21 protein-coding genes are annotated in these 20,984 nt (G+C 35.6%); 10 read left to right on the plus strand and 11 right to left on the minus strand.

Annotated features, from left to right (window positions below; genetic code table 11):
• Positions 1-113 precede the first annotated feature (113 nt).
• From AAT17_RS06700 to pyk, 5 genes are all read left to right on the plus strand, one after another.
• Positions 114-350, plus strand: coding sequence for an acyl carrier protein (locus AAT17_RS06700; RefSeq protein WP_042276429.1), 237 nt, complete (start codon positions 114-116; stop codon positions 348-350).
• Positions 351-360: 10 nt separating this feature from the next.
• On the plus strand, positions 361-1,608 hold the full coding sequence (fabF, locus tag AAT17_RS06705) for a beta-ketoacyl-ACP synthase II (RefSeq protein ID WP_060523375.1): 1,248 nt from the start codon (positions 361-363) through the stop codon (positions 1,606-1,608).
• A gap of 15 nt (positions 1,609-1,623) precedes the next feature.
• Positions 1,624-2,370, plus strand: coding sequence for a ribonuclease III (rnc, locus tag AAT17_RS06710; RefSeq protein ID WP_042276433.1), 747 nt, complete (start codon positions 1,624-1,626; stop codon positions 2,368-2,370).
• A 182-nt stretch (positions 2,371-2,552) separates the two neighbouring features.
• Positions 2,553-3,035 (plus strand): IPExxxVDY family protein, encoded by a 483-nt coding sequence (locus AAT17_RS06715; protein WP_060523376.1) that lies wholly within the window; start codon positions 2,553-2,555, stop codon positions 3,033-3,035.
• Entirely contained in the window at positions 3,036-4,466 is a 1,431-nt protein-coding gene (gene pyk, locus AAT17_RS06720; RefSeq protein WP_060523377.1) for a pyruvate kinase, read from the plus strand. It abuts the gene before it with no gap.
• Between the two features lie 40 nt (positions 4,467-4,506).
• On the opposite strand, the gene AAT17_RS06725 is transcribed toward pyk, so the two are convergent.
• Both AAT17_RS06725 and dinB read right to left on the minus strand, forming a co-directional pair.
• On the minus strand, positions 4,507-5,013 hold the full coding sequence (locus tag AAT17_RS06725) for a PAS domain-containing protein (protein ID WP_052510254.1): 507 nt from the start codon (positions 5,011-5,013) through the stop codon (positions 4,507-4,509).
• 62 nt (positions 5,014-5,075) lie between these two features.
• Positions 5,076-6,179 carry a DNA polymerase IV gene (dinB, locus tag AAT17_RS06730; protein ID WP_060523378.1) on the minus strand — a complete coding sequence of 368 codons (1,104 nt, stop codon included), beginning with the start codon at positions 6,177-6,179 and terminating at the stop codon, positions 5,076-5,078.
• A 260-nt stretch (positions 6,180-6,439) separates the two neighbouring features.
• On the opposite strand from dinB, the gene AAT17_RS06735 reads away from it, so the two are divergent.
• Genes AAT17_RS06735 through AAT17_RS06750 form a run of 4 tightly spaced genes read left to right on the plus strand, consistent with a single transcriptional unit; the run spans position 6,440 to position 9,798 of the window.
• Positions 6,440-7,177 (plus strand): hypothetical protein, encoded by a 738-nt coding sequence (locus AAT17_RS06735; protein WP_152557354.1) that lies wholly within the window; start codon positions 6,440-6,442, stop codon positions 7,175-7,177.
• 34 nt (positions 7,178-7,211) lie between these two features.
• Positions 7,212-7,874, plus strand: a complete 663-nt coding sequence (locus tag AAT17_RS06740; RefSeq protein WP_060525031.1) for an NAD-dependent epimerase/dehydratase family protein — start codon at positions 7,212-7,214, stop codon at positions 7,872-7,874.
• 47 nt (positions 7,875-7,921) lie between these two features.
• Entirely contained in the window at positions 7,922-9,058 is a 1,137-nt protein-coding gene (locus tag AAT17_RS06745) for an ATP-binding protein (RefSeq protein ID WP_060523379.1), read from the plus strand.
• Positions 9,055-9,798: a metallophosphoesterase gene (locus tag AAT17_RS06750; RefSeq protein ID WP_060523380.1), complete on the plus strand. Its 744-nt coding sequence runs from the start codon at positions 9,055-9,057 to the stop codon at positions 9,796-9,798. Before AAT17_RS06745 ends, AAT17_RS06750 begins: the two co-directional genes overlap by 4 nt.
• Here the strand turns inward: AAT17_RS06750 and AAT17_RS06755 are convergent.
• The 7 genes from AAT17_RS06755 to pdxA all read right to left on the minus strand — a co-directional run bounded on the left by AAT17_RS06755 (position 9,795) and on the right by pdxA (position 18,271).
• The gene (locus tag AAT17_RS06755; RefSeq protein ID WP_157539242.1) at positions 9,795-13,127 is read right to left on the minus strand and encodes a hypothetical protein; all 3,333 of its coding nucleotides are present in this window, start codon (positions 13,125-13,127) and stop codon (positions 9,795-9,797) included. The two genes, AAT17_RS06750 and AAT17_RS06755, sit on opposite strands and share 4 nt — an antisense overlap.
• Positions 13,128-13,309: 182 nt before the next feature.
• The gene (gene accC / locus AAT17_RS06760) at positions 13,310-14,650 is read right to left on the minus strand and encodes an acetyl-CoA carboxylase biotin carboxylase subunit (RefSeq protein ID WP_042276448.1); all 1,341 of its coding nucleotides are present in this window, start codon (positions 14,648-14,650) and stop codon (positions 13,310-13,312) included.
• Between the two features lie 103 nt (positions 14,651-14,753).
• Positions 14,754-15,245 carry an acetyl-CoA carboxylase biotin carboxyl carrier protein gene (accB, locus tag AAT17_RS06765; protein ID WP_042276449.1) on the minus strand — a complete coding sequence of 164 codons (492 nt, stop codon included), beginning with the start codon at positions 15,243-15,245 and terminating at the stop codon, positions 14,754-14,756.
• A 25-nt stretch (positions 15,246-15,270) separates the two neighbouring features.
• Complete coding sequence (locus AAT17_RS06770) at positions 15,271-16,266, minus strand: beta-ketoacyl-ACP synthase III (RefSeq protein ID WP_060523382.1); 996 nt, start codon at positions 16,264-16,266, stop codon at positions 15,271-15,273.
• A 153-nt stretch (positions 16,267-16,419) separates the two neighbouring features.
• Positions 16,420-16,617 carry a 50S ribosomal protein L32 gene (rpmF, locus tag AAT17_RS06775; RefSeq protein WP_042276454.1) on the minus strand — a complete coding sequence of 66 codons (198 nt, stop codon included), beginning with the start codon at positions 16,615-16,617 and terminating at the stop codon, positions 16,420-16,422.
• Between the two features lie 5 nt (positions 16,618-16,622).
• On the minus strand, positions 16,623-17,159 hold the full coding sequence (locus AAT17_RS06780) for a DUF177 domain-containing protein (protein ID WP_060523383.1): 537 nt from the start codon (positions 17,157-17,159) through the stop codon (positions 16,623-16,625).
• A 62-nt stretch (positions 17,160-17,221) separates the two neighbouring features.
• Positions 17,222-18,271, minus strand: coding sequence for a 4-hydroxythreonine-4-phosphate dehydrogenase PdxA (pdxA, locus tag AAT17_RS06785; RefSeq protein WP_060523384.1), 1,050 nt, complete (start codon positions 18,269-18,271; stop codon positions 17,222-17,224).
• Between the two features lie 59 nt (positions 18,272-18,330).
• Here pdxA and AAT17_RS06790 point away from each other — a divergent pair, with 59 nt between their 5' ends.
• Entirely contained in the window at positions 18,331-18,924 is a 594-nt protein-coding gene (locus AAT17_RS06790; RefSeq protein WP_060523385.1) for a riboflavin synthase, read from the plus strand.
• A 7-nt stretch (positions 18,925-18,931) separates the two neighbouring features.
• Here the strand turns inward: AAT17_RS06790 and AAT17_RS06795 are convergent, their stop codons facing one another.
• The gene (locus tag AAT17_RS06795; protein ID WP_060523386.1) at positions 18,932-19,129 is read right to left on the minus strand and encodes a hypothetical protein; all 198 of its coding nucleotides are present in this window, start codon (positions 19,127-19,129) and stop codon (positions 18,932-18,934) included.
• A gap of 229 nt (positions 19,130-19,358) precedes the next feature.
• The gene (locus AAT17_RS06800; protein WP_060523387.1) at positions 19,359-20,981 is read right to left on the minus strand and encodes a S8 family peptidase; all 1,623 of its coding nucleotides are present in this window, start codon (positions 20,979-20,981) and stop codon (positions 19,359-19,361) included.
• Between the last annotated feature and the right edge of the window lie 3 nt (positions 20,982-20,984).

Consider the following 20,984-nt stretch of genomic DNA (forward strand, 5'->3'; position numbering starts at 1 on the left):
GAATAAAATAGATTAATAAATTCAATGGCAAGTTAACTCTAAATAAGTAAAAGACGGTTTTGTCACAAAGTTTGTTATTTTTGCCATTCATTTAAAATTAAAAAAAGAATATTATGTCAGACATTGCATCAAGAGTAAAAGCGATTATCGTTGACAAATTAGGCGTAGATGAAAATGAAGTTGTTGCAGAAGCAAGCTTCACAAACGATCTAGGAGCAGACTCTCTAGACACTGTTGAACTAATTATGGAATTTGAAAAGGAATTTGATATCCAGATTCCAGACGATCAAGCAGAAAACATAGCTACTGTAGGTCAAGCAGTTTCATACATAGAAGAAGCAAAAGCGTAATTTTAATTACATGGAATTAAAGCGAGTAGTCATTACTGGAATGGGAGCCCTTACTCCTATAGGTAACAATTTACAGGAATATTGGGAAGGTTTAATTGCTGGTAAGAGCGGTGCTGCTCCTATCACCTATTTTGATACAGAACATTTCAAGACTAAATTCGCTTGTGAGGTTAAGAATTTTAATGTTCAAGACTTCATAGACCGTAAGGAAGCTAGACGCATGGATCGTTTTGCACAGTATGCACTGGTTGCTGGCGATGAGGCTATAGCTGACTCTGGATTAGACACCGACTCTGTAGACAAATACAGAGTCGGAGTTATCTGGGGTGCAGGAATCGGCGGTCTAGAAACTTTTCAAGAAGAGGTTAAATCGTTTGCCAATGGTAATGGCACTCCTAGATTTAATCCTTTCTTTATACCAAAAATGATTGCAGATATCGCACCAGCTCATATTTCCATTAAATATGGATTTATGGGACCTAACTACACGACGGTTTCTGCATGTGCATCTAGTGCCAATGCGATGCTAGACGCACTCAACTATATTAGACTAGGACATTGTGACGTAATTGTAACAGGTGGATCAGAAGCTGCCGTTACACAAGCAGGAATGGGTGGTTTTAATGCCATGCACGCCTTATCAACTCGCAATGAAAGTCCAGAAACCGCAAGTAGACCTTTTGATGGTACACGTGATGGTTTTGTCCTAGGTGAAGGAGCTGGAGCTCTTGTTCTAGAAGAATATGAGTATGCCAAAGCTCGTGGAGCAAAAATCTATGCCGAAGTTATTGGTGGCGGATTCTCAAGTGATGCCTACCACATGACCGCACCACATCCAGAAGGAACCGGAGTAATTGCTGTTATGAAAAACACATTACAAAATTCCGGTATTAATCCTGAAGATGTAGATCACATAAATACACACGGAACATCAACACCTCTGGGCGATGTTGCCGAACTTAAAGCTATAAAAGCTGTATTTGGTGATCACGCTCCTAACATAAGCATTAACTCTACCAAATCTATGACTGGTCACTTATTAGGAGCAGCAGGTGCCGTAGAGAGCATCGCAAGTGTAATGGCTATTCAAGAAGGCATCGTTCCTCCTACGATTAACCACACCACTGTTGATGAGAATATCGATCCTTCTTTAAAATTAGTATTAAATCAACCTGAAAAACGAGAAGTTAAAGTAGCATTGAGTAACACCTTTGGTTTTGGTGGACACAATTGCTGTATCGCTTTCAGAAAGATTTAATGGCTATTGTTTTGAATGAATAGATTCCGTAAAATATTTTCAAATCGTTCAAAATCTTCCGTAGATCCATTAGCGGTTTCAGTTCAAAATATTACAGGTCTTAAAGTTCAAGATGTATCTCTTTATCATACAGCCTTTACACACAAATCCACAGGTGAAAAGACTGAAGATGGCATTGCCATAAGTTATGAACGTCTAGAGTTTCTGGGCGACGCAATTTTGGGCGCTGTAATCGCCGAATATATTTATAATGAAGTTCCTAGTGGCGACGAAGGATATCTCACAAAAATGAGATCTAAAATCGTAAGCCGCGAACATCTTAATGAATTAGGAGAAGACTTTGAACTTATCCACTTTATTAAAGCTCAGGTTCCCGTAGAAAACTTTGGAAGAAACATCCATGGAAACCTATTTGAAGCCTTAGTAGGTGCCGTTTATTTAGACCGTGGATACAAGTTTTGCAAACGATTTATTGAAAACAAGGTTATTGAACCTTACGTGGACATTCAAAAATTAGAAGGCAAAATTATCTCCTATAAAAGCTTATTAATTGAGTGGTGTCAAAAGCATAAAAAGCAATTTCGCTATCATACCTATGAAGATACTGGGGCAAGTGAACTTAGACACTACGCTGTTAAGTTGTACCTAGATAACAAGGTTATTGCCAAAGCTAGAGCCACAAGCAAGAAAAAAGCTGAAGAGAAAGCAAGTAAAAGAGCCTACTTTGCTTTACAAGATAAAATGAACAATAGAAAGCGATAACATAGCTTACCCTATAATCTTCTATTTTTATAAGTTCCTGTAGGGAAAGGAAGACCTTTCCTTGGCTATCAAGAATATAAAAATCCTATATCGTTTTCGTAAAGAATTAACGGTAATACAACATCTTACACTCTTAATTTATCAAGTAGTTAAATATATTTGTGTGGTTATGCATCTCGCTTATGGCAACTTTTAAATTAAGTGATTGGGAAGAAGAAGAGGACGTTTCTCTTATAGGAATTCACTCAAGCCTACCTGCCTATCGTGTTGCGTATTATATCAATAAGCACAGTGATCATTGTTTTGAAAGAAAACAAACAGATCATGAACTGTTTACTGATAGGATAATAGCAACGTTTCCTGTGTACAAGGATTATGACGAGAAACTGCAAACTCAACTTTATCTAGTTGCCAATAGGTTTAAGGGCGTTTTAAAAGGAGTATCTGGCACAGGGCTTTTTGAAACTATAGATGAAGAGGAAATTACCGTGACATTACTTAAGGAATATCATAAGGTTGATTTTATCCTTAAAATAGAACAGAATAACATGAGCTATCCTGTGCAAAAATTAATAAATGATCTAAATAAAGTCCAGTCTTTCACAAGCTGTTATTTATTAGATTATTTTAAATTGAAAAATAAAGACTATTTAATCTTTGAATAAATGCCGACATCTAAAAAAACTAAAATAGTAGCCACACTAGGACCAGCAACATCAAGCAAGGAAACACTCCTTAATATGATGAAAGCTGGTGTAAATGTATTTAGAATTAATTTCTCACACGCCGATCACGATGATGTAAGAGAGCGCGTTCAAATGATTCGTGACTTAAATAAAGAACACGGTTATACTACAGGAATTTTGGGAGACCTACAAGGCCCAAAATTAAGAGTAGGTGTAATGGCAGAAGAAGTAGTAGTACAGCCTGGTGATGAAATCACGTTTGTAACTGGAGAGCCTTTTCAAGGAACTAAGGAACGTGTTTATATGAATTATGAACAGTTTCCGAGAGATGTTCAAAAAGGTGAACGCATACTTCTAGATGATGGTAAACTAATATTTGAAGTAAAATCTACTAATAAACAAGATGAAGTAGTTGCCAAGGTTATTCAAGGTGGTCCTTTACGTTCAAAAAAAGGAGTGAACTTACCACAAACGAATATTTCACTACCAGCTCTTACTGAAAAAGATATTGTAGACGCAAAATTTGCTTGTGAACTTCAGGTAGATTGGATGGCATTGTCATTTGTTCGTCACAGCAAAGATCTGATGGAACTGCAAGACTTGATTAAGGAAAATAGTGAAAATAAAATTCCTATTGTTGCCAAGATTGAGAAACCTGAAGCAGTAGAAAATATTGATAAAATAGTAGCATATTGCGATGGCCTTATGGTAGCACGTGGTGACCTAGGAGTAGAAATTCCTGCACACGAAGTTCCTCTTATTCAAAAACAACTTGTATTAAAAGCTAAAAAAGCACGTATACCCGTAATTATAGCCACTCAAATGATGGAAACTATGATTACTAGTCTTACTCCTACTAGAGCAGAGGTAAATGATGTAGCAAATTCTGTTATGGATGGAGCTGATGCCGTAATGCTTTCTGGTGAAACATCGGTAGGTAAGTATCCTGTACAAGTTATTGAAAAGATGGCAAGTATTTGTAAATCAGTAGAAGACAGTGACTTAATAAAAGTTCCTTATGAACCACCACACATAAGAACAAAACGATACATCACTAAGTCAGTGTGTTATCACGCAGCCAAAATGGCAAATGAAATAGACGCAAAAGCCATAACTACCATGACCAATTCTGGTTACACTGCTTTTCAAATAAGCGCCTGGCGACCAGATGCACACATACTCACGTTCACCTCAAATGAACGAATTTTAACTCAACTTAGCTTGCTATGGGGCGTAAAAGCTTTTATGTATGAAAAGTTTGTGAGTACTGATGAGACTATTGAAGATGTAAACAAGTTTGCTAAAGAAAAAGGATTTGTTGCTAAGGGAGATTTCTTGATTAATCTAGCCGCAATGCCTGTAACTGATAAAGGAATGGTAAATACCTTAAGAGTTACCGAAGTGGAATAACTTAACTAAAATAAAGCCGCATCGTTTGATGCGGCTTTTTTTATATCAACTTATATTCTTTTTCAAATGCTATATGATGGGTGAGAACTCCATTTCCATTATATATAGGAAAAGCATCCAACTCACAACCGTATTCTACACCGTCTTTTTTATAATTAAGCAACCTAGCTTTAAAAGCTATACCGGATATCAAAGCCTCACGAGTACGCTCAACAGCATCTAGATCAGTATTAACACCTTGCAATATTTTTGGAGTTTGTCCCACCATTTCATAAGGGTCATAACCTGTCAAATCTTCAATATTCTTAGACGCAAATACGATTTTTAAATCCGATCCAGTAATGATAACCGAATAGTCCGTAGAATGGCTGTATCCATCAACAAAATAATTAAAATGCCAATCATATTTCCTGGCTATCTCGTCCATTTTATTCAATATTCTAGGTGTAAGATCCCACATTAATTTACCTACAACCTTCCAAGGAATTAGTGGTGTTGTTTTCAAATCATGATGTATGATTGTAAATTGTGTGTTTTTGAAAGTCATACTTAAATGTAGTGCAAGATAGTTAAGTATGAAAATGAACTAGATAAAATTAAGTTACTGTACTAAAACTTAAAATCTAATTGTACCTCTTCAATTTCATGTTCATCTTGTTCAGATTGATCATTATTAAGATTACTAAGAGTTATACCTAATAGTCTTACACTTTCGCGAAAGCGATCTTGTTCTAACAGTTCAATTGCAGTTCTCAGTATAGTCTCCTTATCTCTAATGTAGTAGGGTAAGGTGATACTACGGGTTTGAGTTTTGAAATCACTGTACTTGATTTTGAGGGTTACCGTTTTACCAGCAACATCAGATTTTTCAATGCGTTTTTCTATTTCGCCTGCTATTTGCTGCAAGCGCTCTTTCATAAATAATTCGCTAGAAATATTCTCGGCAAACGTACGCTCTGCTCCTAGAGATTTACGTATCCTATGAGGTTGTACGGGACTATTATGAATACCTCGTACAATATTAAAATAATGCCTACCGCTTTTTCCGAAATGCTCTGTAAGATATTCTAAGGACTTACTTTTTAAATCGGCGCCAGTAAATATTCCATGTTGATACATTTTGTCTGCGGTTACCTTTCCTATACCATAAAACTTTCTGATTTCTAATTTTTCTAAAAAAGAAACCACTTGATCAGGAGTTATTGTTTTTTGACCATTAGGTTTATTTATATCACTGGCAACCTTAGCAATAAATTTATTTATGGAGATGCCAGCACTAGCGGTAAGACCAGTAGTTTCATAAATACGCCTACGAATTTCATAAGCTATTATAGTAGCACTAGGAAAATTAAATTTATTTGCCGTAACATCTAGATAAGCCTCGTCCAGTGATAAGGGTTCGACTAGATCAGTATAATCATGGAATATTTCTCTTATTTGATTACTCACTTCTTTATAGCGATCAAACCTATGCTTTACAAAAATTAAATGAGGACACAATCGTGCAGCTGTCACACTGGGCATAGCGCTACGCACACCATATTTTCTAGCCTCGTAACTTGCTGCAGCTACTACTCCACGCTTACTACTACCACCTACAGCTATAGGTTTACCTCGTAATGATGGGTTATCATGCTGTTCGACACTTGCATAAAAAGCATCCATATCAACATGAATAATTTTTCTAGATACTTGATGTGATTCGTTTGACATTTCCAACTACAAATATCGTAATAAGCAAATCAAAAATATGGAGCAATAACTAATTTAACCTATTTGCATTTATCTTAATTTATGTGTTCGTTGTTAACTACAATATAGAATTAATGCATTTATAATCATTTTATCTATTTTATTTGTATTTTGTCTATATTTTAAATAGAAATAATAGTGATTTTAGTTAAAATACACTTTTAACAGGTCAATACGCTATATAGATATTTATATTTATGATAATCAATCTAATACAGCCTATGAAATCACTACTTACCTTAATTTTTATATTCTATAATATAACTTTCATTTACAGTCAAGTTGGAGTAAACACCACCACGCCACAAGCCACCTTAGACATAAATGGAAATGTTATGATACGTAATGTAGATCCAGTTACAAATCCTACTGATAGAAATCTCGCTGCGCAAGATAGTATACTTGTGAGATCTAATAACGAGGTGATGAGAGTTTCATCTAGCGATGTATTAAACGCTACCCTTAAAACCGCGGTAAAAGGAGGATTTACAAATGCGACCTCTGCAACACTTGTTCTTTCATCTACCTATACACAAATTCCTTTTGACAGTGAAGAGTTTGATCTTAACGATGAGTATGATCCTGCCACACACACGTTCACCGCAAAACAAGATGGTATTTATACCATAAAAGTTAGAATAAATGCTTCAAATTCAATTAATGCATCTATTAACTATGGCGTTTGTATAAGGAAGAACGGTGTTGTTGTTGCTCGTGAGAATTTTGCCAATATTACTGTAGATGTTGTTTTTCCAGAACTTACAGTAGGGATAATAACTATTCCCGAAACAGATCTTCTTGAGCTTCCTGTAACTCCACCAGTAAGAAAAGTTGAGTCACTAGAACAATTAAATACAGGTGACACTATCACATTTGAACTTTTTTCAGACCTTGGAGCTACTGTAAACCTATCAGAAGGTATTGAAGATTGCCAATTTACTATTGTACAAATACGATAACACTTATCTTAGTACTATCCTCAAATCAATCTTTATGGGTTATAGTGCTATAATAATTGGAGCCACTGGTCTATGTGGTAGTGTTTTATTGGAAAAATTACTGCAAAATGAGCAGTATGATAGTGTGATTACGCTTTCGCGAAAGCGTATCAACCACCAAAACCCTAAACATAAAAATTATATTGTTGACCTATTTGATCCATCTACTTATGTGGACCACTTATATGGAGATCATTTATTTATTTGTACCGGTACTACCCAATCAAAGACACCAGATAAAGCAGAATACTACAAAATTGAGCATGATCTACCACTTTTAGTAGCTCAACAGGCTAAGGACAATGAAATATCCACTGTCATAGCCATAAGTGCACTAGGAGCAAATCCTGAAGGCAGATTTCTATATAACCGAGGCAAAGGAGAAATGGAGCGAGACATAAAGGATCTAAATTTCAAAGCCGCCTATTTTGTTCAACCAGCATTGATAAGTGGACCCAGAGATGAAAAACGCCCCTTTGAAAGCATGTGGAAAAAAGTACAGAAATTGATTGATCCACTACTTGTAGGACCTCTTAAAAAATACCGCAGTATTGCACCAAAAACAATTGCCACTGCTATGATTCACATAGCATTACATGGGTATGAAAAATCACGGATTGAAAGCGATGAGCTCATTCAAATAGCAAACGTAAAATAACTGTTTCTTAATGGTTTACTATTAATTGTGGTTTATCTTTAGACCACATGATCAACAAACGACTTCTCGTAAAAAATCTATTAGCTCATAATGATGAGAATAGTTTTTATGACAAGAAGTTGCGAATTGATTTAGGCAGTAAAGAAGGAAAGGCTAAGTTTTTAAAACATATTTGTGCGCTTTCAAATTCTAATCCTAAAAACAACAGTTACATTGTTATAGGGATCGATGATGCGAGTAACTCCATTGTAGGCGTAGATTTTTTTGATGATTCTAAACTACAAAACCTTGTCAATGCTTATTTACAAAACGCTCCTATAATTCAATATGAGAATATTGCATTTCCACACTTACCTATGGGAAAAGTGGTCGGATTAGTTACTATACGAGCACAAAATGGTCTTACTGTCCTACGCAAAAACATTTGGAAATATTATGGCGGAGCAGCCTTTTTTAGGGATGGAAGCGTTTCAATGCCCAAGGATTTCTATAGCGAAATCAATGATGTTAATTCTGAAATCGTTCGACAAATTGAAAAACAATCTAGCAACCATATTGAACACACACTTGATAGTGTAGTTACGTTTATGGAAAGACGTCACAACGGTCTACATGCAGAATATAAAGTTTTTAAAGAACAGTTTGTCATATGTTGGTCTGGCAAAGTAAAACATAAAAAAGGCCAAACTTACTATTCACGAGTTGACATTGAAATGGTCAATGAGCAAGTACAACTTTTTTACAGCGCCCTAGATGAAGTTCAAATAACACATGATGATTCCAGTTTTAGTATACTTGAATTTGTGCATTTAGGTATTGGAGCACAACAGCGGTATCATCCACTTGAAAAGCAAACGTTTAGATTTCTACCTAATGGAACCTATACTTTAGAGAATAAAATTCTCTTTAATCCTCCTTACTACGATAGAAGAACGCTACACCACATTTACAATGCAAACCTGGCTTTATTGCAAAAAATAGCAACTGATGCACCGCTTACCGATAGGGAACTAGAGGATCTTAGGCAGTTGCCGGAAACCATGCTTATTTGTAAGTTTAACAATGTAGGTGAACCGATTGAAAAAATGCGAGTTCACAAGCAACATCTCAAAAAATATGTAAAAACATATAAGGCATTTAAAGAAGCTTTACGCATTTTAAGAAAAGTACAATACAATTCATGAGAACTATAGCAATAGGAGATATACACGGTGGCTACAAAGCCTTACTACAATTGTTAGACCGCATAAATATTAAAGATGATGATCATTTAATATTTTTAGGCGACTATGTAGATGGATGGTCCCAAAGTGTCGAAGTCATTGACTTTTTAATCAATTTTAAAAAAGAAAGAAAAGAAAACGGTCATTTAGAACCGGTTTATCTCATGGGTAATCATGATGAGTTATTACTAAATTATTTTAAAACCAACCAGAAAAACAATTCTTGGTTACAACACGGCGGACAGATAACTGTAGATAAATATAAAGCTAAAGAATCTGCAATTATAAATAAACATATAGAGTTTTTGGAAAAACACTTGTTACCCTATTTTGAGAAAGATAACAATGGATTTTTTCATGCAGGGTTTCATAATTTGAAAGGTCCCAAATTCGAATATTATTCAAATATCACATATTGGGATCGATCATTATGGGAACTCGCCTTATGCTTGAATCCTGAACTTAGTATAGAAAACGAACGGTATCCTGATAGATTAAAATTGTACCATGAGATTTTTATTGGACATACTCCAACAACAAGACTAGACAGTTTTTCACCTATTAACGCAGCCAATGTATGGAATATAGACACAGGCGCAGCCTACAAAGGACCTTTAACAGCAATATGCATTGAAGATAAAACAGTCTGGCAAAGCGATCCCGTTCACACCTTTTATCCCAATGAAAAGGGTCGCAACTAAAAATAGGCTTTTAACTGCACACTGCCCGTGTGCACTGTAGGCGCACTTTCAGTTGCTCTACCGTTATAAGATAAGTTAAGATCTAAAAAGCTTGTGATATTACGTTGAAACAGTAATTGCCAGGTCAAGTTATCACCGTCTTGTAGTCCTTCCAATATTTGAAAACCTGCTGGTGAAAAAGCCTGTCCCTCAAAATCATTTTTGATATATGTAAGAGTACCATTAATAGCATATGCTTGCTGCTTATTAAATGAAAAATTAACCCCAAAATTGTGCTGTTCTAAATTAGCCTGATCATTGACTTTATTATCCTTTTTTTGATATTGATAAAATAAATCAAATTGATTGCTGGCACTAAATAAGTAACTCAATTTAGGTTTAAACAGGCTTTGATCTATTTTAAAATTTCGATTTTCAAAATTTTCACTCAAACTGGTTGTAGACCCTGATTGTAAGCTTATATCAATAAGCCAACTTTTCTTGATTCGATGGACCATTCCTAACTGGTGACTATTTACTTTACTTAAAAACAAACCTATACTTTGCAAGTTTTGCGATTCTGTAGAGATATAGGTGTAATTAGTAGTAAAATCCTGCTTTCCTCGATTAAAGAAAAGACTGTTTCTAAAGGATTTGTTCAATCCTAATTGCTCATCTTCATCATTAAAAGGATTTAGGCTAAAACTTGTACCTTCTCTTGCAATCATGCGATCTATTTGATAGCTAGTTTGATTAAAAAAATGAGACAGTACCCTTTTGTATCCTGTTTTATCATTCCACGAACTAGGATTTAGGTTAAGAGTAAGAGCAAGTTTATTTTGATGAGTAGGAACAAATAGTTGGTTAGGAAGTAAGACTCTTACATAATTTGCTTGATCTTGAAATTGGGCTACTTCAAATTCATTTAAATCTTGTATTCCATCATTGTTATAATCAATCCAAGTAAAGGTTCCTTGGCCAGGATTAACCTCGACGTAGGTAAAATCTTGACGTGCGATCGATGCACTGTTAGTCTCATAGGCAGAGGTGAAATTTACTTTCTTATCATAAAAGGATCGTTGGTATTGAACTCTTGAATTAAATGAAACTTCATCTTCAATATTATCGGCAGTGGCTTTAAGTTTTCTATAATTTGCGTACAACAGTAGTTTCTGTTTCTCGTCTTTAATGGGTTGTGCTCTTATGTAATAGTTGTTTGATTTATTAACCTGTACCAGTTGATTGTCCCTTAAACTATCATTTACTCTATGCCTATAACCCAATTCAACAAAAACTTTAGTAGTATCGCCGCGACCTGCAAAGATCTCATATTGATTAAATCGCTGTGATAACTTTGTAAACCGATCGGTATTTACGTTTTTCTGCTCGTTTCCCTCACCGTTCAAATTAGTTCCTATATAGTTTTTTCCAATCTTTCTTTTAACGGCAATATCGTATCTATTAAATTTTGAAGAAAATTCAGTACCACTTGTTTTTAGTACGCTTCCGCGAAAGCGTGACTGCCACAAACTATCATTATAAGCACCACTTAAAACGTGTCTATTCCCATTATAGGTATCACTAAATTCTAAATGCTGAAAAGAATAAGTAGTTGTGAGTGTTGAATCTATTTTAAAATCAGTAGACAGTGTAGTAAACAGTTGATTTCCTTGTAGAGTAACTAAATTCCAATCCCTAGCAAACTCGATGTTATAAATACGTTCAACGTTCCTAAAATTCTCATTAATATAATCCAGAGATAGTGATGAGGCTACATCATACTTTTTAGGTTTTTTAATCAATACCTGTTTGATAGCAAACCTACCTGCAACACCATCATTATCATCATCATCTAGATTAGAAAATTTATTAAGATCATTGCGGCTAGCGGCAAACTCGGTTGCTATCTGTGTTTTTTCAGACGGAGCATAGTCGGCTTTAACACCCGTTATGGTTAAATTTTGTGGAGCAAAAAGCCTTACTATAGGTGCATAATTACCTTGTGAAACACCATTCACCGGTGCTACATATTCATAAATATTTGCGATGGCTTGGTCATTGATCAATACATAATCGCCTTGATTGTCTCCAACTAAAGTGAATCGAACTGTAAACAAATCATCATTGGGATCCTGTGAAAACACAAAACGTTCAACACCATTAATAATGTCCCGTCTATAAAGAATCTTATTTTCTGAAAAATCATCAGGAATCGCACTAGGTGCTACTTGTAAATCTGGATTATCTCCTGCAGCTGCGAGAGCTTGCACTTGTTGTTCAGAGAGGTTTTGTTGTAAAGGTTGATTTTTTGCATCAGACTCGGTATAAGCATATGCCTCTATATTAAGTTTTTCTGACTGATATCCTGCCGTTCCATAACCCACAAAACGGGTAAAATTACGCTCGCTATATTGATACTCTATAGAAATTCTCATTTCACTTGTTATCGGAAAAGTTGGTGTAAACCTAACCTCACCAGCATTATAGTCGATTACATAATCATTGTTTTCACCACGTTGTAGTAAAATACCATTTACGTATACTCGCTCGCTACCAGAGACAATTAAAATAAACAGTTCTCCATTTTGCCCAGTTAATTTGTAGGGTCCTTGATTACCTTCTTGACCCACAAATCTAGAAGTATTGAATGTTCCTCTTACCAGAGCACCAGCTGCGTTTATATAGCTGTTTGATGAGTCTCCATCAAACCGCACCGATCCAGAAATACCTTGAACTCTTTTGGTAAATTTATTAAAGGCAAATTGTTGTTGCTCTAGATCTACATCACCAGCTCTTATTTTCCATGAGTCACTGTATAACTCAATAAAAATCTGATCAAATTCGTCCAGTCTTTGAGAATAACCATTCTGTGTTTGAGGAACATTTGCGTCTTGAATGGATGCTCTTAAGGATACTTTATCATTAAGCTTACCTGTTATCCTAAGATCCAACTCGGCATCTACTACACTATTTTGGTTTTTTCCTATTCTTAAACCTCTGGAAATACTTCCACTAGTTTGTAATCCATTGAAGGGCACTTGAATCTCTTGCTTTTTGGGCTGGATTAATTGTACTAACTGTTCTTGTGGACTTTCATCACTTAGGATAATAGAAGGGTCGTATAATCGAACACCCTTAAACAATTCCTTGGGAAAAGGTAGGTATTGTACTCGCAATGAGTCATTAGAGGCTGCTATAATGGGGTTTAAATAAATACGGCCTGTTACATAGTCAACTTTATATAAACTAGTATCAATCGCAACGCCCTTAATATTGGTTAATTTGAAATTGGATTTTTGAATAGGAAGACTATCTATTAATAAGCTATCTGATGGTTTAAAAGTCTTCACCTTTACATTTTCAAAACTTTGAGAATAGCAATTTCCCAATGCCAAAAAGAAGAAAAGAAACAAGACCAACCTCATACTAACAGCAAACTACCACAATTATAAAATATTTTATCAATAACCAGAGAAATAAAAAATCCCAAGCCGAAATGACTTGGGATTTATAAACTAAGTTTAAAAAAGGACTACTTTTTCATTTCAAAATCATTCATAAAAGCAGTGGTATAATTACCAGCTACATAATCTGGATGATCCATTAATTGTCTGTGAAAAGGTATCGTAGTTTTAATTCCTTCTATATGGAACTCATCAAGAGCTCTTTTCATTTTATCAATAGCCTCTTGTCTAGTTCTAGCTGTTGTAATTAACTTAGCTATCATAGAATCATAATTAGGCGGTATTGAATAACCAGCATATACGTGAGTATCTAAACGCACTCCGTGTCCTCCTGGAGCATGTAACACTGTTATTTTTCCTGGCGAAGGTCTAAAATCATAGTAAGGATCTTCAGCATTAATTCTACATTCTATCGAGTGTAAAGTAGGCTCATAATTCTTACCAGATATCTTAACACCTGCAGCGACTAATATTTGCTCTCTAATAAGGTCAAAATCAATTACCTGTTCAGTAATTGGGTGCTCAACCTGAATCCTAGTATTCATTTCCATAAAATAGAAATTACGGTGTTTATCTACTAGAAATTCTACAGTTCCGGCACCTTCGTATTTAATAAACTCTGCTGCTTTTACCGCTGCTTCACCCATATCCTTACGTAACTTTTTAGTCATGAAAGGAGAAGGAACTTCTTCAGTTAATTTTTGGTGACGACGTTGAATAGAACAATCACGTTCTGATAGGTGACACGCTTTTCCATCTTGATCTCCAACGATTTGAATTTCGATATGACGAGGTTCCTCAATGAGTTTCTCCATGTACATATCGTCGTTACCAAATGCCGCTTTTGATTCCGTTTTTGCACTATTCCATGCGTCCTCAAGGTCCTCTTCCTTCCATACCGCACGCATACCTTTTCCACCACCACCAGCACTTGCTTTAAGCATTACTGGGTAACCAGTTTCTTTGGCTACTTTTATACAAGTTTCAAAATCAGGAATTACACCTTCAGATCCAGGAACACAAGGAACACCAGCCTCTTTCATAGTAGCTTTGGCAGTTGCCTTATCACCCATTTTGCTTATCATTTCTGGGCTAGCACCGATGAATTTTATATCGTGCTCTTGACAAATACGTGAAAAATCAGCATTCTCAGATAAAAATCCATATCCTGGATGAATAGCATCTGCATTTGTAATTTCTGCAGCGCTTATAATATTTGACATCTTTAGATAAGACTCGCTACTAGGCGCAGGACCTATACACACAGCCTCATCAGCAAACTTCACGTGTAAACTTTCAGCATCAGCAGTAGAATATACAGCTACTGTCTTGATACCCATCTCCTTACAGGTTCTTATAACCCTTAGAGCAATTTCACCACGGTTTGCTATCAATACTTTTTTAAACATGATAATCAGTTTTTTAGTTACCGCGATAGTGTGTTTTGGATTACGCTTTCGCGAAAGCGTAATTTTCCATGGACACTAACACAAACAATAAATCCCTCTTAAATTAAGAAGGATCTACTAAAAATAATGGTTGATCAAACTCTACTGGAGAAGAATCGTCTACTAATACTTTTACGATAGTACCAGAAACTTCACTTTCGATTTCGTTAAATAGTTTCATTGCTTCAATGATACATAAGGTATCACCTTCTTTTATAGAGTCTCCTACTTCAACAAAAAGTGGTTTGTCTGGAGCTGGCTTTCTATAAAAAGTTCCAATAATTGGTGATTTTACTGTAATGTACTTACTGTCATCGCTAGCAGCTGCTGGTGCAGGAGCATCACTTGAAGCCGGTGCAGCTGGCGCTGCTGGTGCAACAGGTGCAGGAGCTGCTGGTTGTGGAGCTGCCATTACCGGTGCTTGTTGTACATAAGTAACAGGTTCGTCTGATTGTGTTTTAATGGTGATTTTTACATCATCCATTTCTAATTTCACCTCACTTGCGCCAGACTTTGCGACAAATTTGATTAGGTTTTGTATTTCTTTTAATTCCATAATTTAAGGGTGGTTAATTAAAGGATTAACTATCATAGGCCCAAGTAAGCAGAACTGATCCCCATGTAAAGCCACCACCAAAGGCTGCAAACACGAGATGATCTCCTTTCTTTAATTGGGATTCATATTCATATAAACACAAAGGTAAGGTAGCACTGGTTGTATTACCATACTTGTGTATGTTCATCATTACTTTTTCTTGTGGTAGTTCTACTCTCCTAGCTGTGGCGTCTATAATACGTTTATTTGCTTGATGAGGAACTAACCAATCTATATCATCGTTACTTAAACCGTTTCTTTGAACTACTTGTTCTGCAACATCGGCCATACTGGAAACCGCGTACTTAAATACACTTTTCCCATCCTGAAAAACGTAATGTTGCTTATTTTCTACAGTTTCATGAGAGGCTGGAAGAATTGATCCACCTGCTTCAATTTTTAAGAATTCACGACCTATACCGTCGGTTCTTAAAATTTCATCTTGAACACCGTAGCCTTCTTCATTAGGTTCAAAAAGAACCGCGCCAGCTGCATCTCCAAAGATAATGCAAGTAGCGCGGTCTTCGTAATCTATGATTGAGGACATTTTATCTGCCCCAATAAGTAATACTCGTTTATATCGACCTGATTCGATGTAACTGCTGGCTGTACTCATTCCAAAAAGAAAACTTGAACATGCCGCCATTAAATCATATGAGAAAGCATTTGTAGCTCCAATTTGTGTTGCTACATAGGCTCCTGTTGACGCAACCGGCATATCGGGTGTAGCAGAAGCTAGTAATACTAAATCAATTGTTTTAGGGTCGATACCTTTTTTTTCTATAAGGTCTTGTGCAGCTTTAATGGCCATATATGAGGTTCCTTTACCAGGTTCCTTTAGAATACGACGCTCTTTAATACCTGTACGCGTGGTGATCCACTCATCATTAGTATCCACCATTGTTTCAAGAATGGCATTTGTAAGGCGATATTCTGGCAAATAGGCACCTACACCTGTTATTGCTGCTGTTATTTTACCCATAAGTATCGTTCTAATTAGACGATTAGAGCTGCGAAAGCTACTAAAAAACAGTCTAAAACCACAAAAAATGACACATTTTTAATTGAAAATGTGTCATTTTAATAATTTTAAAATAAGTTATTATATCGAATAACCTGTGTTAAACGATAGAGACTAAGCCTCTACTTCTTCTGTTTTGTCAATTAAAACATTACCACGGTAGTATAATTTACCTTCGTGCCAGTGAGCTCTGTGGTATAAGTGAGATTCTCCTGTTGTAGAATCTACTGCGATTTGAGGAACACTCGCTTTATAATGAGTTCTCCTTTTATCTCTTCTTGTTTTACTGATTTTTCTCTTTGGATGCGCCATGGCTATTAATTATTATCCGTTTTTAATTTTTTTAATACGTCCCATCTGGGATCTACTTGTTCTGTCTCTTTCTCTTCTGGAGCTGCTACACTCAACTCATCAAGTTTATCTAACACTTCTGAGTCTAGTGTGCCGTCTTCAACACCTGGATGTACTCTTTTTTGAGGAATTGATAAAACAATCATCTCATATACGTACTGGCTTATATTGAATTGGTATTCACCATGAGGTAAAATTAACAACTCTATATTTTCATCGTTAAACTCCTCTCCGAATTTGATTACCAAATCCATATCTACCTCAACAGGTAAATCAAAGGGTTCATTAGTCACATCACAATTAACGTTAACAACTCCATGAGCAGTTAATTTAAGATCCATAATTGTGGTTCTTTTATCTAGTACCGCAGTTACAGCAAGGGATGAGCTATTAAACTCTTCAAATCCGAAATTTTCAAAAAACGTATTATCGACCTCGTACTCAAATTGATGCTGCCCTACTTTAAGACCAGCAAACGCAATATTAAAAGCTTTGAGTTCCATAATATAGCTCTTATAAAGAGCGTGCAAAGATAATAAAAGTTATTAAAAATCAACTGTTAATATCATCTTCGTTTTTTAGATTGTATTTTTAATACGTTTGAAGTCAGTTCGTCATATTCCTTTCTAGCGTTAAAAATATCTGCAGCCATATGTACAGCAGCAGAAAAACTACTAGCATTTGCTTCATTTTTTCCTGCTATGTCAAAACCAGTTCCATGATCTGGACTGGTGCGCACATGACTTAATCCTGCTGTGTAATTAACACCTTCACCAAAGCTTAGTGTTTTAAATGGAACTAAACCTTGGTCATGATAGCTTGCCAAAATAGCGTCAAATTGTTCGTGACGTTTTTGACCAAAAAAAGAGTCGGCTGCGTAAGGGCCAAATATCAAAGTACCATCATTGCGTAACTCCTCTAAAACAGGTATTAGTTGTTTTTGATCATCATCACCTATAACGCCATTATCTCCTACGTGTGGATTAATTCCTAGAACTGCAATTTTAGGTTTGGAAATTTTAAAGTCTCGTTTTAATGACTCTTTTATTGTTCCTATTTTGGTTTTAATACTTTTAGCAGTAATGTTTGACGGAACATCTTTTACTGGAACATGGTCGGTAAGCAAACCTACCTTTAATTTATCCGAAACCATAAACATTAAGCTTTCTCCTGATAGTTCCTGATTCAAATAGTCCGTATGTCCAGGGAATTTAAACTCTTCACTTTGAATGGATTCCTTATTAATAGGCGCTGTTACAAGCACGTCAATATTCCCTGACTTAAGTGCCTTGGTTGCTTCTTGAAGACTTTTAACCGCGATTTCTCCTGCTTTTTTATCTACTTTTCCCCAATCAACATGAAAAGGCTCCTTAAAAAGACGCATAACATTAATTTTACCCGGCACAACATCTTCCAAAGACTTTATCCCTTGAAATTTGGTGTTGATTTTAAAAACTTTTGCGTAGTAGGAAAACAATTTTGTACTACCAAAAATTATAGGCGTGTACATTTCTAGCATTCTATTATCTTCAAAAGCTTTTAGAATAATTTCACCACCTATTCCATTAGGATCTCCTATTGATATACCTACTTTGATATTGTCAGTTTTTACCATGTAATGCGCTATTTAAGCCGTATTTTTGAAAAAGTAAAATTAAGGTTTTTTCACAAGTTATGTTTACAGGAATTATTGAACAAACTGCACGTGTAGTTGAAGTAAAAAAAGAAGGGTCTAATATTCATTTTACATTACAATCGGATATTACAAATGAATTTAAAATTGATCAAAGCATAGCACATAATGGAGTGTGTCTCACTATTGTTGATCTAAATGAAGACTTATATACAGTAACTGCAATCGACGAAACACTTAAAAAAACCAATCTAGGCGAACTTAAAGTTGGCAACACCGTAAATATTGAACGTGCCATGCTTATGAATGCCCGTTTAGACGGACATATTGTTCAAGGTCACGTGGACCAGATTGGAACCTGTATAAATATAGATGAACAAGATGGGTCATGGATATTCACTTTCAGATACGACACTGCTTTGAATAATGTGACTATTGAAAAGGGAAGTATTTGTATTAACGGCGTAAGTCTCACTGTAGTAAACTCAAAAATCAATGAGTTTTCAGTCGCTATAATACCTTATACCTATGAACACACTGGTTTTAAGGACATGAAATCAGGTGATATCGTAAATCTAGAGTTTGACGTTATAGGAAAATATGTAAAACGTTTAATGGAATTACAAAATAATTAAAAGCTTTTTAAGCTTTTGTAATTCTTCTTCTTAGTAAAACGGAGTAAATCCCTATAGCAAGTGCAGCAGCAATAAGTATTACAATACCACTATCAACTGGAACTACATCACCAACAGGTGGCGGTGGTCCCATAGGAGGCGGCGGTGGCGGTGGCGTAGGTCCACCAGTACCTGTACCAAGCATTAATAATAACAAGAATTGCATAGGGGCATTTTCTTTAAGTTGCGAATATATTTATTTATCAATCTTCTCCAAAAAAAGAGCTTTAAACTTAATGTCAATTTAAACAAATTTACCGTTTATCGATTTTTTAATGTTTATTATCTATAATATTCGCTATGATTAAGTTTTAAATTTACACTACAATCTATATCAAAAAAAATGCCTCACTATATTAATGAGGCACTTTTATTGGTAATATAAAAACAGCTTCTTACATTTTTGAAGCAAGTATTAAAGCATTATAAAGGTTTGCCATTCTACCCGATTTAGTAATCTCTTTAAACGGCTTTGTTGTCTCTCTACTTCTACTTAAAGTCATGTTTGCATTTGTAGTCAATCCACTTTCCATAATAACCTGCTTCACTTGACCTGCACTCAATTTAGGAAAATAACTTCTCACTACGGCAGCAACTCCTGCTACTGCTGGAGAAGCCATAGACGTACCTTGCGCAAATCTATACTCACTATTTGGAGCAGTTGAATAGATTTTCACTCCAGGACCAAAAACATCTACACTAGATTTACCGTAATTAGAAAAACCAGCGATCATATTAGCTCCATATTCAGGACCCATTGCTCCTACAGTTAAAAAGTTGTCCGATATTTCTTCTCCTACTCCTTGTTGGTCTTGAGGATATACTTGAGTAAAATCTGTATCAATACCTTCATTTCCAGCAGCATTTACAATAAGAACATCCTTACTAGCAGCATATTTAATTGCTTCCCATACCCATTCTGGATTAGGAGAATGATATTTACCAAAACTTGTATTAATCACTTTAGCACCATTATCCGCAGCATATCGTATCGCCTTAGCAATGTCTTTATCGTATTCGTCAGCGGTAGATACAGCTCTTAGAACCATTATCTCTACATTTTCAGCCACTCCATTAACACCTAACCCATTATTACGCTCTGCAGCAATTATCCCAGCAACATGTGTTCCATGAAAAGCATCTTCTTTCTTTGGATCTGGACCACTATACTCATTATTTCCATAGACTGGAGTGTCCCATACATAAGGGTCATCACCTAGGATATCTTTTCTATAATTTGTCTTTAACTTAGATCCGTTTAACAAATCTGCTTGATCGTTAATAAGCTCGGTAATAGTGTCTATTGCATCTTTGTTAGACTCTAAACTTTGAGAGAACAAGAACATCATCAATTGCTTGCCTTGTTGTACAGCTTGATCTTCAGATTCAACGGTTTTTAAATCCTCTGATTTGTACACGTCTTTTCCAGTCGCTTTTTTCAACAACGGATCAACTTGATTTATTTGCTGAAGGATTTGTTCATAACGACCCTTTGCAACCTGAGCCTGTTCTAGTTTCTCGTCGTACTCCTTTTGAGCTTTAGCCACTAGATCTGCAGGTAGTTTATCCTTATCACGAACGATACGTTCATATTCTAAATTCTCATCAACAATATCTCCTAAAAAGTTCCATCCATGAACATCATCGATATAACCATTATTATCGTCATCAATTCCATTATTTGGGATTTCATCATCATTTACCCAAATAACATCATCCAGATCCTCGTGTTCCACATCAATACCACTATCAATAACTGCGACTACAACAGTTTCACCTTTTTTTCCTTTTAGGATTTCATTATAAGCTCTATTAACACTCATTCCTGGAATAGTATCCTGTTGAAGATCGTAGTCCTTCCAATTTTTCTCTTGCTCTTCAGTAAGGGCAGTTGTCTTTATAGGAGTAGTATCAATATTTTCAATAGGTGGTGATACTATATCAAATCCACTACCACAGCTAGCTAGCATACCAGCAACGGCTGTTACCACAAGGGTATTTTTAAATGTAAACTTCATATT

Origin of the sequence: Nonlabens sp. MIC269, from assembly GCF_001430865.1 — a bacterium.
Lineage (GTDB): Bacteria > Bacteroidota > Bacteroidia > Flavobacteriales > Flavobacteriaceae > Nonlabens > Nonlabens tegetincola.

Bases quoted from the DNA above. Each gene is read 5' to 3' on its own strand.
- AAT17_RS06700 (WP_042276429.1), top strand. From the start codon at position 114: ATGTCAGACATTGCATCAAGAGTAAAAGCGATTATCGTTGACAAATTA.
- fabF (WP_060523375.1), top strand. From the start codon at position 361: ATGGAATTAAAGCGAGTAGTCATTACTGGAATGGGAGCCCTTACTCCT.
- rnc (WP_042276433.1), top strand. From the start codon at position 1,624: ATGAATAGATTCCGTAAAATATTTTCAAATCGTTCAAAATCTTCCGTA.
- AAT17_RS06715 (WP_060523376.1), top strand. From the start codon at position 2,553: ATGGCAACTTTTAAATTAAGTGATTGGGAAGAAGAAGAGGACGTTTCT.
- pyk (WP_060523377.1), top strand. From the start codon at position 3,036: ATGCCGACATCTAAAAAAACTAAAATAGTAGCCACACTAGGACCAGCA.
- AAT17_RS06725 (WP_052510254.1), bottom strand. From the start codon at position 5,013: ATGACTTTCAAAAACACACAATTTACAATCATACATCATGATTTGAAA.
- dinB (WP_060523378.1), bottom strand. From the start codon at position 6,179: ATGTCAAACGAATCACATCAAGTATCTAGAAAAATTATTCATGTTGAT.
- AAT17_RS06735 (WP_152557354.1), top strand. From the start codon at position 6,440: ATGAAATCACTACTTACCTTAATTTTTATATTCTATAATATAACTTTC.
- AAT17_RS06740 (WP_060525031.1), top strand. From the start codon at position 7,212: ATGGGTTATAGTGCTATAATAATTGGAGCCACTGGTCTATGTGGTAGT.
- AAT17_RS06745 (WP_060523379.1), top strand. From the start codon at position 7,922: ATGATCAACAAACGACTTCTCGTAAAAAATCTATTAGCTCATAATGAT.
- AAT17_RS06750 (WP_060523380.1), top strand. From the start codon at position 9,055: ATGAGAACTATAGCAATAGGAGATATACACGGTGGCTACAAAGCCTTA.
- accC (WP_042276448.1), bottom strand. From the start codon at position 14,650: ATGTTTAAAAAAGTATTGATAGCAAACCGTGGTGAAATTGCTCTAAGG.
- accB (WP_042276449.1), bottom strand. From the start codon at position 15,245: ATGGAATTAAAAGAAATACAAAACCTAATCAAATTTGTCGCAAAGTCT.
- AAT17_RS06770 (WP_060523382.1), bottom strand. From the start codon at position 16,266: ATGGGTAAAATAACAGCAGCAATAACAGGTGTAGGTGCCTATTTGCCA.
- rpmF (WP_042276454.1), bottom strand. From the start codon at position 16,617: ATGGCGCATCCAAAGAGAAAAATCAGTAAAACAAGAAGAGATAAAAGG.
- AAT17_RS06780 (WP_060523383.1), bottom strand. From the start codon at position 17,159: ATGGAACTCAAAGCTTTTAATATTGCGTTTGCTGGTCTTAAAGTAGGG.
- pdxA (WP_060523384.1), bottom strand. From the start codon at position 18,271: ATGGTAAAAACTGACAATATCAAAGTAGGTATATCAATAGGAGATCCT.
- AAT17_RS06790 (WP_060523385.1), top strand. From the start codon at position 18,331: ATGTTTACAGGAATTATTGAACAAACTGCACGTGTAGTTGAAGTAAAA.
- AAT17_RS06795 (WP_060523386.1), bottom strand. From the start codon at position 19,129: ATGCAATTCTTGTTATTATTAATGCTTGGTACAGGTACTGGTGGACCT.
- AAT17_RS06800 (WP_060523387.1), bottom strand. From the start codon at position 20,981: ATGAAGTTTACATTTAAAAATACCCTTGTGGTAACAGCCGTTGCTGGT.